This window comes from Lysobacter firmicutimachus (genome assembly GCF_037027445.1).
In the GTDB taxonomy this organism is placed as follows: Bacteria; Pseudomonadota; Gammaproteobacteria; order Xanthomonadales; family Xanthomonadaceae; genus Lysobacter; species Lysobacter firmicutimachus.
Genome location: NZ_JBANDL010000002.1, coordinates 3,817,709 through 3,831,086 on the forward strand (window position 1 = coordinate 3,817,709; position 13,378 = coordinate 3,831,086).

Sequence of the window (13,378 nt, forward strand, 5' to 3'; positions counted from 1 at the left end):
AAACGAGCGAAACGCCAATCATCGAAAATATCTTTACACAACCTCTAAAGACCGAATAGAAAGCTTGACTCACCCTCACCTGCCAAAGCCAAAGATCTGAGCCCCTTGGCAAGCTCTTCCGCTTCAGAATAATAAATAGCTATCCGAGCCATAGCATAACGCTGCAACACACCCCTCCCTTCTGCAGGAGGAACACCAAGTGAAACGGAGAGCTCTAATTGCCCTTGATTTCCCGAGGGAACAACAGACAGGCGAACATGTTCCTGCTGTACAGCAAGACCGTCACTACTCCAATAACCACCTATCAACAAAGGCAATGCATCTGGAGCAATTGGATAACTCTCAAGAGACTCACAGAACTCAAGCAACTGAGAAAGGGCAAACCAAGCACTGGCCCCAGCCAGAAAACCGTCGTCCTGAAATCTAAATAAAACCTCAAGACCAACATCTTCGTCAATAATTTTTATATCCAACTTGGCGGCCACAACCCCCTCCAAAATCTACTTGAATTTAAGCTCAACGTTGCCACCCCTCATGTTCGAGAAATAATGAATAACAATCTTACGCGGTGCAGGCCCATGACAAATGCGGGTATGCTGCATTTTCACCCAGGGCCCTGGACCGTAATGAGCCACCAGCCTTGGCTCATCATTCATGGCCCCCATGATAGCTTCTCCAGCGCCAGCCTTAGCTTCCGCCAGAGCTAGTTGTTCGCATAGATCACGACCTTGCACGTCCGGAATTGCGGGTTTACAAATCTTTTCCGAATCTGAACCAGACTCGCTTTTTGAATCGCCATCAGAGTTCTCATTGGCGGCCCATATAATACCGCCAGCTATTGCAGCGCCTACCGCATATCCCGCCCACTTAGGCCACGCAACATCACTTGGCTCCGGAATGGCCATGTCTGCTGCAATGAAACCCAAGACACCCTTGGCTCCGTTAACTACCAAACCACTTCGCCCATCCGGATCGATGACGCCAAGCGGATTCCCATTAACATACGAATAGGTATTAATTCCTCCTAACAGTCCTATTGGATCGGACTCTAGGTACCGGCCACCAACTGCTTCATAGTCTCTGAAGTAGTTATAACTGATCTCGCCAGCAGCGTCGTATCGCTGCCCTGGGAATCGCATATCAAACACGAACGCGGTGCCGTCCTGGTCCGAATCCTGATGCGGGATGTCGTTGCCGAAAGCCTCGCCCTTCGCATTCCAAGACCAAATGGCGACATTGCGGGTCGCGTCGATTACCGTGCGTGGGGTGCCTAGATGATCTGGTTGGACGTAGTGCAGTTTCTGCGCGGTGCCCACACCAGAAAGGACGCCGACCGGCGAATCGCCCAGCCACAACGCTTGCTGCTTGGTCGCGCCGCTGGCGTCGTAATCGCCGATCCAGTGCCCAGCTTCGTCGTACAGCGTATAAACCGCGACCGGGCCGCTAGCGCCGTTGCTCGCAGCGACACGCTCGCCCTTGGCGTTGTAGCGGTAGCTACGCGCGACCACCCCACCCAACTTCACCTGACTCATCCGGTCATTAGCGTTGTAAACGAACTCCTTCGCCGCGCCGCCGATGCTGGTGGTGTTGCCGACTGCGTCGTAGCCGCGAGCGATGCCGCCCACATCGGTCAGGCGGTGACTGGTGGCCGGGTAGCTGTAGGTCGTGGTCGCGCCCGCGCGCAGCAGGCTGGTGCGGTTGCCGGTGGCGTCATAACCGTAGGTTTCCAGCGGCGTGCCGGTGGGGCCGTCGCGGGTGATCTTCAGCCGCCCCAGGGCGTCGTAGTCGTACTTGGCCAGGAACGCGCTCTGCAGGCCGTCCTTGAGTTCGGTCAGCTCGCCGGCTGCGTTGTAGCCGTAGCCCAGCGACAGGCCGCCGGCGGCCGGGTCGAAGATCGTCTTGGCGCGGTAGTCCAGGTCGTAGGTCCGGCTCAGGCTGCGGCCGTTGCCGTAGGTCCAGCCCGTGGCCGGGCCGAACGGCAGGTAGCCGACGTTGTTCAGCAGCACGCTGCGCACGCCGCCGGCCGGGGTGACGCCGATCTCGACGATGCGGCTCTGGGCGTCGCGCACGTAGTCGGCGACTGCGCCGTCCGGGTAGGTCAACGCGCTCAGTTCGCCGGCCGGGGTGTAGGCGTAGCGCAGGGTGAAGGACTGCGCGTCGACCGACTGCACCTTGCGCACCACCCGGCCGAAGCGGTCGTAGCAGTACTTCAGCTCGGTGCCTTCGGTGCGCATCGCGGTGACCCGGCCGACGGCGAAGGTTTCGCCGGTGGCGCAGGCGGCGTTGACCGTGTCGTAGTCGTATTCGACGTCGTTGCTACCCGAGCCATAGGACACGGTCTTCGGCCGGCCCAGCGCGTCGTAGGTGTAGGTGTGCGGGTTGGCGTCGTTGGCGTCCTGCTTGGTCGCCACCTGGCCGGCGGCATTGAAGGTGCGGGTGGTGACGCCGGTGTCCGGGCTCGACAGCTGGACCTGGTCGCCGAAGCCGTTGTAGCCGTAGGTCGTGCTCAGCCCCTTCGGGTCGTTGACCTGGGTCAGGCGGTCGAGCGCGTCGTACTGGTACTCGATCTTGGCGTTGATGCCGCCGACGTCCTGCAGGGTCTTGGCCAGGCGGTTCAGCGGGTCGTAGTCGCTATCGGTCTTGCGGTTCAACGCATCGGTGGTCAGGTCGGCGTTGCCGGCCACGTCGTAGGTGAACGCAGTCGGATGGCCGTCCGCGGTCTTGGCGGTCTTGAGCTGGCCGAGCTGGTTGTAGATCCGCGACAGGGTGCGCTTGAGCGCGCCGTTGGCGTCGCGGGTGTCTTCCTGGGTGCGGTTGCCGGCGGCATCGACGGTGTAGTGGATGCGGTTGCCGGCGTTGTCGTAGATGTCGCTCAGCCGGTGCGCCGCGTCGTAGTCGTAGCGGACGAAGGCGCCGTCGGGTTGGATCACCTTCTTGACCTGGCCGATCAGGTCGTACTCGTAGCGGGTGATCACGTCGTCGGCTTCGGACGCCGCGTTGGTACCACGCACCTTGCTGGCCTTGAGCCAGCCGCGCGGGTAGTACTCCAGGTCGGTGACCACGCCGTTGGCGTCCTTGCTCGACAACAGGCGGCCGCTGGCGTCGTAGCGCAAGTATTCGGTGACGTGGCCGAGCGCGTCGGCAACCTTCCACAGGTCGCCCTTGCGATAGGCGCAGGTCGCCGGCGCGCTCACGCAGGCCGGGTCGTCGCTGGCGTAGTAGGTGTAGCGGGCGACGTCGGCCACGTCGCTGCGCGGGCCGTCGACCGACTTGAGCAGGCCGACGATCGGGCAGGCCCCGGCGGTCACGTCCGCGGCTTCGCAGTAGCTGGTCGTGGTGGTGCGCTCGGCATTGGTGGCCGGGTCGACCTGGGTCGAGGTCAGGCGCTGGCCGCGGTCGTTGTAGGTCCATTTGGACTTGGCGACCAGGGCGTTAGCGTTGTTGAGGGTGCGGCGCTCGGTCGGCAGCGTATAACCCGGGTTCCAGTCGGTCTGGATCGTGCGGGTGACCGGGGTGACGCCCTTTCCGGAGGTGCGGCCCTCGATGCGCACGGTTTCCTGGAATGCATCGTGCTCGTAATCGGTGCGGTAGCTGCGCTCGTTCTGGCGCGACGAGATACGATTGTTCAGGTATTGCGCCGTAGAAGTGCCGGCATTCGAACCATCCGTAGCCGACAACGCGATGCGAGTCGGCTGACGGAACGCTTCCGAGGAGAAGTCGTATGTCTTGCTCGAACCGGTCGGCAGTGTGACCGTCACCGAGCCCGAGCTGTTGTAGGTATGGGTGACCTTGCCGGCCCCAAGCGCATGGTCGCTGATGGTGGTCCGACCCAGCTCGTCGTAGCTGTAAGTGGCATAACGTTGCCCGGCTTCGTCAATGACGCCGGTGAGCTTGTTGCCCCATAGGGCCGGGTCGCAGCCAGCGATCGCCTGTCCCGCGGCATTGCGGCAGACCCGGTCACTTTCCCCGTATAGATATTCCATGCCCTCACCGGCCACGGCGCCGCCCTTGCTGGCGTGGGTCAAGCGGCCAGAGGTGTCGTAGGCATACTCCACCAACCAGGCGCCTGCACTGCCGATGCGAGAGAGGCGCAAACCATCGTCGCCCGGCTTGGCGGCAAGGACTGCCGCATACTGGAAGTTCAGCTCGCGGCCGGACGGACTGCGCACGCGCAGCAGCTTGCCTGCAGCGAGGCAGCTGCCCGCCTGCACATCGGCCTGGGTGCAGTAGTCCAGGCGGTATAACCGCCCGCCGACTTCGTAGGCGCTGAGCCGACCGGAATCGTCGAACCACTCCAGCGAAGAGAAGGTCGACAGACGCCAGCGCCCCTTGTCCGTAGCTACCGCATCGGGCTCGCGGATCATGATTACGCCGGGGCGATTGACCGAGCGATAGGAAGTGTCGCTTACCTTGCCCATCAGCTCGTAGTAGCCATCGGAGCGCAGCAAGGTGTTGGGCAGCCCCTGGCGCAGGATCACTCGCGCCGAATACGAATGCGCCCAATGATCGGTCAGCCCAGAACCCAACTCGAAGTCCCCGACCGAGTTATAGGTCCTGGTGAACGCCTGGCCCTCCCAATCGAAATCTTCCTCGCGATACTCCTTGTTGCCGGTGGCCGCGACCACGGGGTTGCCATCCTTGCAACAGGAATCGAATTGCTTGGACCGCACAACGATCTGCGCATATACGTCGTTGAAACAGACGTTAGGCCAGTTGACGCCCGGATTCGGCCATCCCGCGTAGAACAGCATCGGGCACTCGTACCAGTCGCGACGAGCGAAATGCCACTGATGAGTCACCGACGGTGTCGGGTTGATGATCAGAAAACGCGCGTTGGCGTCGTTCGGCGAATAGTTTCGCGTCTGAAACAAGAACCGGCCTTCCGGCCCCCAACCGGCCGGAGTACCCTCGTAGTACGAGCCCGTGAACTGGCCCGGCGGCGGCGGCGTGGAATAGAGGCTCGATTTGTAGACGTCGACTTCCATCGCCTCCTCGTCCTTGCACCAGATCTCGCCGTTCGGCGCTGTCTCGCCACCGATCGAGTCTTCAGAACTGCACCCACGCGCACGAGCACCGGCGGTCGACGCTCTGTAAAAATCGCCCACGTATGTCGGCGCACGCGGTTTGACCCTGTAATCCCGGTTGTAGACGCCTTCAGCCATCGCCCATTCAGCGTTCTTCTCGAGGAACGCGTTTCCGCGCGGCGTCGCCGGTTCGGTGCGGATATAGCTTTCAGCCTCGCTGAGCGTGTTGAAACACATGCGCTCTTGCGCCGGCATATAGCGCGTAGCGCAGTACTCATCGGCAGCGCGCGCCCCTCCCGGCACCAGCCAAGCGGCCAGCAGCAAGGAAACCAAGGCGGACAAACGAAGGGCGAAGCTGGCAGGCATGACGGTGTTCTTCCGATGAAAGCGCCGCAACAGCGGCCGGACATCCTGGGTCCTGTACGTACGATGGCGAAGTGTCGGCGTCGTCGAACGGGCGACCGGAGGGGACGAGTCCCGCGGCGATGATCCAAGACGGCCGTCGCAAAAATTAAGGCACCGTAAGCACTTTTAGCTAGTCACATTTCGTCGACAGATCCGGCCCAACTCGGCACACAACGGTCGGCGCGCAAAGAAAAACCCGGCCGAAGCCGGGTTTCCCGTTCCTAACGATACTGCAGATACCTTAACGCACTTCGGCCACTTCGACGCCATCCAACCCCTGCGACAGCGTCCGCGCATCGCCGCCCTGGGCCAGCTTGATGCGCAGGCGCACTTCGTTCTGCGAGTCGGCGTAGCGCAGCGCGTCCTCGTAGCTGATCTCGCCGGCCTGGTACAGCTCGAACAGGCTCTGGTCGAAGGTCTTCATGCCCAACTGCACGGAGTCCTTCATCAGTTCCTTGAGCTTGTGGATCTCGCCGTCGCGGATGTAGTCCTGGGCCAGCGGGGTGCCGAGCAGGATTTCCATCGCCACGCGCCGGCCCTTGCCGTCCGGAGTCGGGATCAGCTGCTGCGCGACCACGCCCTTGAGGTTCAGCGACAGGTCCATCAGCAACTGGCCGCGACGGTCTTCGGGGAAGAAGTTGATGATGCGGTCCATCGCCTGGTTGGCGTTGTTGGCGTGCAGGGTGCACAGCACGAGGTGGCCGGTTTCGGCGAAGGCGATGGCGTGGTCCATGCCCTCGCGGGTACGCACCTCGCCGATCATGATCACGTCCGGCGCCTGGCGCAGGGTGTTCTTCAGCGCCGCGTCCCAGCTGTCGGTGTCGATGCCGACTTCGCGCTGGGTGATGATGCAGCCCTCGTGGCGGTGCACGAATTCGATCGGGTCTTCGATGGTGATGATGTGTCCGGTCGAATTCTGGTTGCGGTAGCCGATCATCGCCGCCAGCGAAGTCGACTTGCCGGTACCGGTGGCGCCGACGAAGATGATGATGCCGCGCTTGGTCATCGCCAGCGTCTTGATGATCGGCGGCAGGTTCAGCTCTTCGACGGTCGGGATCTTGGTTTCGATCCGGCGCAGCACCATGCCGACCTGGTTGCGCTGATAGAAGCAGCTGACGCGGAAGCGGCCGACGCCGGTCACGCCGATGGCGAAGTTGCACTCGTGGGTTTTTTCGAACTCTTCGCGCTGCTGCGGATTCATCACGTTCAGCACGAGATCGCGGCTCTGCTGCGGCGTCAGCGGGTTCTGGGTGATCGGGCTGATCTTGCCGTGCACCTTCATCGACGGCGGCATGCCGGCGGTGATGAACAAGTCCGAGGCGCGCTGGTGCGCCATCAGCTTGAGGAAGGAGGTGAAGTCGATGGCGCCGGTCGCAGGGCTGGCCGGAGCGTTGGGTGCGGGGTTGTTCATGTGACGACCTCCTCGGGAGGTGTAAAGCCGTGAAGAATTCGTGGGTGCCGGCCTTGGCGGGTCGCGTCCTGCCGATCGCGGCGGCCGGCGGCGCGAACGGCGCCGCCGGCCTGCGCGGTCAATCGAACAAGCGCTTGTCCTTGGCGTACTCGCGCGCCTGCGGGCGCAGGATCATGCCGCGCTTGACCAGGTCCTGCAGATGCTGGTCGAGGGTCATCATGCCGTAGGCCTGGCCGGTCTGGATCGCCGAGTACATCTGCGCGACCTTGTCCTCGCGGATCAGGTTGCGGATGGCCGGGATGCCGACCATGATTTCCCAGGCCGCGGTACGGCCGCCGCCGACCTTCTTCAGCAGCGCTTGCGAGATCACCGCGCGCAGCGATTCGGACAGCATCGAACGCACCATCGGCTTTTCGCCCGAGGGGAACACGTCGATGATGCGGTCGATGGTCTTGGCCGCCGAGGACGTGTGCAGGGTGCCGAACACCAGGTGGCCGGTTTCCGCGGCGGTCAGCGCCAGGCGGATGGTCTCCAGGTCGCGCAACTCGCCGACCAGGATGTAGTCGGGGTCTTCGCGCAGCGCCGAGCGCAAGGCCTCGTTGAAGCCGTGGGTGTCGCGGTGGACCTCGCGCTGATTGATCAGGCACTTCTGCGAGGTGTGCACGAATTCGATCGGGTCCTCGACCGAGAGGATGTGCGCGTACTCGTTCTTGTTGATGTGGTCGATCATCGCCGCGAGCGTGGTCGACTTGCCCGAGCCGGTCGGCCCGGTCACCAGGATCAGGCCCTGCGGTTGTTCGATCAGCTGGCGGAAGATCGGCGGGCAGCCCAGGTCTTCCAGGCTCAGCACTTCCGAAGGAATGGTACGGAACACCGCGCCGGCGCCGCGGTTCTGATTGAAGGCATTGACGCGGAAGCGCGCCAGGCCCGGGATCTCGAACGAGAAGTCGACCTCGAGGAATTCTTCGAAGTCGCGACGCTGCTTGTCCGACATGATGTCGTAGACCAGCGCGTGGACCTGCTTGTGGTCCAGGGCCGGGATGTTGATCCGGCGCACGTCGCCGTCGACCCGGATCATCGGCGGCAGGCCCGCCGACAGATGCAAGTCGGATGCTTTGTTCTTGACCGAAAACGCCAGAAGTTCGGCGATATCCATGAGTGCTCCCCGCACTGCAGCGACCCGTTTGGCGGATCGGTGAAAAGCCAGCCCCAGGGGCCCGATTGCAACTTCGAGCTGGAACCGGACCACCCCTGAGAGGCAGTATAGCCCTCCAACGGCGTCATCGATCCAGCCCTTTCGAAACAGGAACCCCACGTGCACGAGCACGTACTGCACGACATCTTGCAACAGTTGGCGCGAGCGGCGCATGACGCCGGCCGGCCGGTACCTCGATTGCTTGCGGTCAGTAAGACCCAGGGTGAGACGGCGGTCGCGAATCTGGCCCGGCAGGGACAGGTCGCGTTCGGCGAGAACTACGTCCAGGAAGCCCTGGCCAAGCAAGCGGCCCTGGCCGCCAGCGCCCCCGACCTGCGCCTGGAGTGGCACCTGATCGGGCACCTGCAGTCGAACAAGGCCGCCGACGCCGCCGCGCATTTCGACTGGGTGCATACGGTGGACCGCCCCAAGCTGGTGGCCGCGCTGGCGCGCCATCGCAGTGTCGAACAGGCGCCCCTTAGCGTGCTGATCCAGGTCAATATCGACGACGAAGCCAGCAAACACGGCTGTCGGCCGGACGACGTGCCGGCGCTGGCGGAAGCGATCGCGGCGCAACCGGCGCTGCGCTTGCGCGGGCTGATGGTGATCCCGACCCCGCATCCGGATCCGGAACAGCGGCGTCCGGCGTTCCGCCGCAGCAAGGCGCTGTTCGATTCGCTCACCCGCGCTCACCGCGACATCGACACGCTGTCGATGGGCATGAGCGACGACTTCGCGGTCGCCATCGCCGAGGGCGCGACCCTGGTGCGGATCGGCACGGCCCTGTTCGGCGCGCGGCCGCGGCCGGCCTGAGCCGGCTCCCGGCCGCGGCCGCCACGGCCGGTTTCGTTGCGCAAATGCAACCTGCCCGGAGCCGGCACGAACGCGTTTTCGGGCCCGCGCGGCGGGTGCCCGCGGTTGCTATCCTGCCGGCGGTTTCCCGCACGGTTCGCTCATGACCCACCCGTCTTCCCCCCTCCCCGGCCCGGTCGCCTTCATCGGCGGCGGCAACATGGCGCGCAGCCTGATCGGCGGCCTGGTCGCCCGCGGCGTCCCGGCCGACCGGATCCGCGTCGCCGAGCCGGTCGCTGCACTGCGCGAGGCCTTGCAGCGCGATTTCGGCGTCCACGTCCACGAACGCGCCGAGGCCGCGGCCGACGGCGCGGCGGTCTGGCTGCTCGCGGTCAAGCCGCAGGTGATGCGCGAGGTCTGCGCCGGCCTGGCCGCACTGGCCGGCGCACAGGCGCCGCTGGCGGTGTCGATCGCCGCCGGCATCACCGCCGGCCAACTCGACCGCTGGCTCGGCGGCGGGGTCGCGGTGGTGCGCGCCATGCCCAATACGCCGGCGCTGCTCGGCGCCGGCATCACCGGCCTGTACGCCAACGCCGCCGCGGTCGCGCGCCTGGACCAGGCGGACGATCTGCTGCAGGCGGTCGGCCCGACCGTGCGCATCGCCGACGAGGCGCAGATGGATGCGGTTACGGCGGTGTCGGGCAGCGGTCCGGCCTATGTGTTCCTGCTCGCCGAGGCGATGCAGCAGGCCGGTCAGGCACAGGGCCTCAGTGCCGAGGCCGCGCGCGCCCTGGTCGGGCAGACCCTGCTCGGCGCGGCCACCATGCTGATCCGCAGCGACGAATCCGCCGAGGTGCTGCGCGCTCGAGTGACCTCGCCCGGCGGGACCACCCAGGCCGCGATCGAAACGTTCGAGGCCGGCGGTTTCCGCGGCTTGGTCGACCGGGCGATCGCCGCCGCGACCGAACGCGGCCGGCAGTTGTCGGCGGCGAACGAATGAAGCGCAGCGCCGGCGCATTGGCATTGGCGCTGGTGTTGCTGGCCGGCTGCGGCCGCGAGCCGTCTTCGCGCACGGCGCCGGACGCGAACGCTGCCCGCGCCGACGAGGTGGCGCGCGACGGCGACATCGCCCTGCGCGCCAGCGCGATCCAGACCCGGCGGTTGTCGCCGGCGATCGCGCAACGCTACGGCGCGCCCCACGACGAACGCACCGTGCTGGTGGTGGTGTCGCTGCGCCAGGGCGACGACGCCACCTCGGTGTCGTTGCCGGCGCGGATCACCGTCGTCGCCAGCGACCTGCTCGGCCGCGAGCAACGCCTGCCCATGCGCGAGATGCGCGACGGCGAATTGCTGGACTACATCGGCGTGGCGGCCATTTCGCCGCCGGAGACCCTGCGCTTCGAAGTGATCGCGATACGCGCCGACGGGCGGCGACAGGTGCTGCGGTTCCATCGCGATTTTTTCTGAATTCGAGGATTCGCGCGGCGGCACCGCAGCGCAGGAGCGGCATAAGCCGCGGCCGCGGGATCGACGATCGAAGAGCGCTGGCCGCAGTCCAGGCCCGCGGGACCGCCCGGCCGCCCATAGCCCGAGCCCGGCCCTTGGGCAAAACGCTCGTACACGCCGCTTCGAGGGTCGCGGCTCACGCCGCTCCTACCCGGGCGAAGCGGCGCCCCTGCGAATTGCCGGATAATGGGCCACGCACCGCCATCGGACCGCCCATGGGCCCGCAACGCATCGTCTGCCTGACCGAAGAACCGACCGAGACCCTGTATCTGCTGGGCGAGCAGGACCGCATCGTCGGCATCAGCGGCTTCACCGTGCGTCCGCCCGAGGCGCGCAAGCACAAGCCCAAGGTCAGCGCTTTCACCAGCGCCAAGATCGGCGAGATCCTCAAGCTGCGTCCGGATTTCGTGATCGGCTTTTCCGACATTCAGGCCGAAATCGCCGCCGAGCTGATCAAGCACGGGGTCGAGGTGTGGATCAGCAATCACCGCAGCGTCGACGGCGTCCTCGATTACATCCGCCGCCTCGGCGCGCTGGTCGGCGCCGGCGATCGCGCCGACGCGCTGGCGTCCGGCTACGAGCGCGGCATCGCCGCCGCGCGCGAGCGCGCGCAGACGCTGGCGCGCCGGCCCGGGGTGTATTTCGAGGAATGGGACACCCCGCAGATCACCGGCATCCGCTGGGTCTCGGAGCTGATCGCCATCGCCGGCGGCGACGACGTGTTCCCCGAGCATGCGGCGATGCCGCTGGCGCGCGACCGCATCCTCGCCGACCCGCTCGAGGTCGTACGGCGAGCGCCGGATCTGATCCTCGGCAGTTGGTGCGGCAAAAAATTCCGCCCCGAGCAAGTCGCGGCGCGCTCGGGCTGGGAGCGGATACCGGCCGTGCGCGACGGCGAGCTGCACGAGATCAAGTCACCGATCATTCTGCAACCCGGCCCCGCGGCCTTGAGCGCGGGCCTGGAAGCCCTGGTCGCGCTGATCCACGGCTGGGCCGAGCGCCACGGCTGAAACCGAACGGCGGCCCCGCTCCCTGCGACAGCGGAACCCGCCGCCATCGCGAGCACGAGGCGAACACGGCCGCACGACTGCCCGTCCATGCCCGCATCATTCGCCAGCGGCGATTCGGCGGCATGGCTGTGCCTCCGTGGCCTTCTCTCGCGCGTCTTGCCGGCGCAAAGGGAGGCGCGCTCGTCGGGGCGTGACGCGCACGCCCCGGCTTTCGGTCGCTGATACAGCAACCACGGCGTACGGGAACTGCAACCCTTCGCGGCTCGGCGGCTTGCGGACGAAATCGCGGCCGGTCCGCGCTGGTCGCAGCGATCTATCTACGCAGCCACTGCTGATTGGTTGCGCCGTGGCAGTCCCACAGAATGATGCCGGTACCCGATGAGGTACGAGCATCCTTCACGTCGACGCACATGCCCGAGGCGGTATGGCGCAGGGCGCCGGTCGGGGTTCGCGCGAAGGCTTGCTCGGTGCCGCCCGTGCACGGGCCGACTTCAAGCACGGTCCCGCGCGCGAGCGAGCCGGCGCGAGGACGAACGCACTTGAGGCCGCCGAACGTGGCCAGCGCTCCGTTTTCGTAAGCGTCGTCGAAATCGTCGCCCTACTGGCGCCGGTACTGAGCAAGGCGACGGCGCGATCGCCGTTCGCCAAGGGCCACGTCAGGACCTCGAGGCCGGAAGCATTCGCGATCCGCGTCGCCGCGACTCCCAGCGAATCCTGGCCGATCGCGATGATCGCCGGGTTGCCCACGATCCACTCGGTCTCGGCCGTGCTGGTAGTCACATCGTTTCCGAGCACCGGCAGCGCCGCCAGCAGCGCCTCCGCCCAGGACGCAGGGTCGATCGATGGCGCCGTTATTGCCGGCTTTGCGCGCTCTTGGTCGCGGTTCATGCCGCGGCGACAAAAAACCGGAGACGCGGGCTCAGTCCACCAGGCGCTTGCGGAAATACACCACCCGCTCGGTTTCGGCGAAACCGCAGGCGGCGTGGGCGGCATGGCTGTCGCGGCGGTCGAGTTCGGCGTCGGAGGCCAATTCGCTGCACCCCCGTTCGCGGGTCCAGGCTTCGACCGCCTCGATCAGGGCCCGGCCGTAACCCCGGCCGCGCTGCTGCGGCGCCACGTACCAACCTTCGAGAAAGCCGACCGGCGAGGTCTCGGTACCGTTGACGTAATCGCTGCGCAGGCTGGCCTCGGCGAAGCCCTGCACGCGCCCGTCTTCGTCCTCGATCAGGAACGCGGCCAGGCGCTGCGGCTGCGCCAACAACTCGGGAAGTTCGGCGGCATGTTGTTGCGCCGTGGCCTGCGGCCACAGCGCGTGACGCAGTCGCGACCAGGCGGCGGTGTCGGCCGCGGTCGCGGCGCGCACCCGCCGCGGGGCGCTCACGGATACAGCATCCGCTTGCTCCAGCCGCCGGCGCGGTCGGCTTCGTAGTACCAGCGCTCGTGCAGACGGAAGTCGGCGCCGTACCAGAATTCGATTCGCTCCGGCCGCACCCGCAGCCCGGTCCAGCGCGGCGGCCGCGCCACGTCGCGGCCTTCGAATTGCGCCTCGGCCTGAGCCAGGCGTTGTTCGAAGGTGTCGCGGTCCGGCAAGGTTTCCGACTGCTTCGACGCCCACGCGCCGAGCTGGCTGCCGCGCGGACGGCTGGCGAAGTAGGCGTCGGCCTCGGCGTCGGCGACGATCTCCACCGGGCCCTCGATCCGCACCTGCACGCCGTGGCGCACGCGCGGCCAGTGGAACAGCAGCGCCGCATGCGGGTTGGCCTGCAGTTCGCGGCCTTTGCGGCCGTCGAGGTGGGTGTAGAACACGAAGCCGCGCTCGTCGTGCGCCTTCAGCAGCACCGTGCGCGCCGAGGGGCGGGCGTCGAGCGTGGCGGTGGCGACGGTCATCGCGGTCGGATCGGGCTCGCCGGCGGCGTGCGCCTCGGCGAACAGCGCATCGAAGCTGGCGAGGGCTTCGGTCAGCAGGGCGTCGGTCTGGCTCATTGCGCTATTGTGAGCCCATGTCGCCGCGCCTGCACCCGCCTGGGTCAATCGG

The 13,378-nt window shown here is 65.9% G+C and carries 11 protein-coding genes; 4 read left to right on the forward strand and 7 right to left on the reverse strand.

All coding sequences use genetic code 11. The features are described from left to right. Nucleotides 1-44 precede the first annotated feature (44 nt). The 4 genes from V2J18_RS16565 to V2J18_RS16580 form a co-directional block, all read right to left on the reverse strand. Nucleotides 45-485 (reverse strand): hypothetical protein, encoded by a 441-nt coding sequence (locus V2J18_RS16565; protein ID WP_336132368.1) that lies wholly within the window; start codon nt 483-485, stop codon nt 45-47. Between the two features lie 15 nt (nt 486-500). Beyond that, on the reverse strand, nt 501-5,390 hold the full coding sequence (locus V2J18_RS16570; RefSeq protein ID WP_336132369.1) for an RHS repeat-associated core domain-containing protein: 4,890 nt from the start codon (nt 5,388-5,390) through the stop codon (nt 501-503). A 280-nt stretch (nt 5,391-5,670) separates the two neighbouring features. Next, nucleotides 5,671-6,840, reverse strand: a complete 1,170-nt coding sequence (locus tag V2J18_RS16575) for a PilT/PilU family type 4a pilus ATPase (RefSeq protein WP_064749330.1) — start codon at nt 6,838-6,840, stop codon at nt 5,671-5,673. Between the two features lie 118 nt (nt 6,841-6,958). Continuing rightward, the gene (locus V2J18_RS16580) at nt 6,959-7,996 is read right to left on the reverse strand and encodes a type IV pilus twitching motility protein PilT (protein WP_336132370.1); all 1,038 of its coding nucleotides are present in this window, start codon (nt 7,994-7,996) and stop codon (nt 6,959-6,961) included. 159 nt (nt 7,997-8,155) lie between these two features. On the opposite strand from V2J18_RS16580, the gene V2J18_RS16585 reads away from it, so the two are divergent. From V2J18_RS16585 to V2J18_RS16600, 4 genes are all read left to right on the forward strand, one after another. Further along, complete coding sequence (locus tag V2J18_RS16585; protein ID WP_336132371.1) at nt 8,156-8,848, forward strand: YggS family pyridoxal phosphate-dependent enzyme; 693 nt, start codon at nt 8,156-8,158, stop codon at nt 8,846-8,848. Nucleotides 8,849-8,990: 142 nt separating this feature from the next. Then, nucleotides 8,991-9,827, forward strand: a complete 837-nt coding sequence (proC, locus tag V2J18_RS16590; protein ID WP_336132372.1) for a pyrroline-5-carboxylate reductase — start codon at nt 8,991-8,993, stop codon at nt 9,825-9,827. Beyond that, entirely contained in the window at nt 9,824-10,294 is a 471-nt protein-coding gene (locus V2J18_RS16595) for a DUF4426 domain-containing protein (protein WP_336132373.1), read from the forward strand. The genes proC and V2J18_RS16595 overlap by 4 nt, the downstream gene beginning before the upstream one ends. A gap of 254 nt (nt 10,295-10,548) precedes the next feature. Continuing rightward, entirely contained in the window at nt 10,549-11,343 is a 795-nt protein-coding gene (locus V2J18_RS16600; protein ID WP_336132374.1) for a cobalamin-binding protein, read from the forward strand. A 313-nt stretch (nt 11,344-11,656) separates the two neighbouring features. On the opposite strand, the gene V2J18_RS23165 is transcribed toward V2J18_RS16600, so the two are convergent. The 3 genes from V2J18_RS23165 to pdxH form a co-directional block, all read right to left on the reverse strand. Then, nucleotides 11,657-11,905, reverse strand: a complete 249-nt coding sequence (locus tag V2J18_RS23165) for an RICIN domain-containing protein (protein WP_425606115.1) — start codon at nt 11,903-11,905, stop codon at nt 11,657-11,659. Between the two features lie 357 nt (nt 11,906-12,262). Next, nucleotides 12,263-12,706, reverse strand: a complete 444-nt coding sequence (gene aac(6') / locus V2J18_RS16605; protein ID WP_425606116.1) for an aminoglycoside 6'-N-acetyltransferase — start codon at nt 12,704-12,706, stop codon at nt 12,263-12,265. 14 nt (nt 12,707-12,720) lie between these two features. Further along, nucleotides 12,721-13,326 (reverse strand): pyridoxamine 5'-phosphate oxidase, encoded by a 606-nt coding sequence (pdxH, locus tag V2J18_RS16610; protein ID WP_336132376.1) that lies wholly within the window; start codon nt 13,324-13,326, stop codon nt 12,721-12,723. Nucleotides 13,327-13,378: the final 52 nt, after the last annotated feature.

Coding starts and splice junctions, on each gene's coding strand:
- V2J18_RS16575 (WP_064749330.1), bottom strand. CDS start 6,840: ATGAACAACCCCGCACCCAACGCTCCGGCCAGCCCTGCGACCGGCGCC.
- V2J18_RS16600 (WP_336132374.1), top strand. CDS start 10,549: ATGGGCCCGCAACGCATCGTCTGCCTGACCGAAGAACCGACCGAGACC.
- V2J18_RS16595 (WP_336132373.1), top strand. CDS start 9,824: ATGAAGCGCAGCGCCGGCGCATTGGCATTGGCGCTGGTGTTGCTGGCC.
- proC (WP_336132372.1), top strand. CDS start 8,991: ATGACCCACCCGTCTTCCCCCCTCCCCGGCCCGGTCGCCTTCATCGGC.
- V2J18_RS16580 (WP_336132370.1), bottom strand. CDS start 7,996: ATGGATATCGCCGAACTTCTGGCGTTTTCGGTCAAGAACAAAGCATCC.
- V2J18_RS16570 (WP_336132369.1), bottom strand. CDS start 5,390: ATGCCTGCCAGCTTCGCCCTTCGTTTGTCCGCCTTGGTTTCCTTGCTG.
- pdxH (WP_336132376.1), bottom strand. CDS start 13,326: ATGAGCCAGACCGACGCCCTGCTGACCGAAGCCCTCGCCAGCTTCGAT.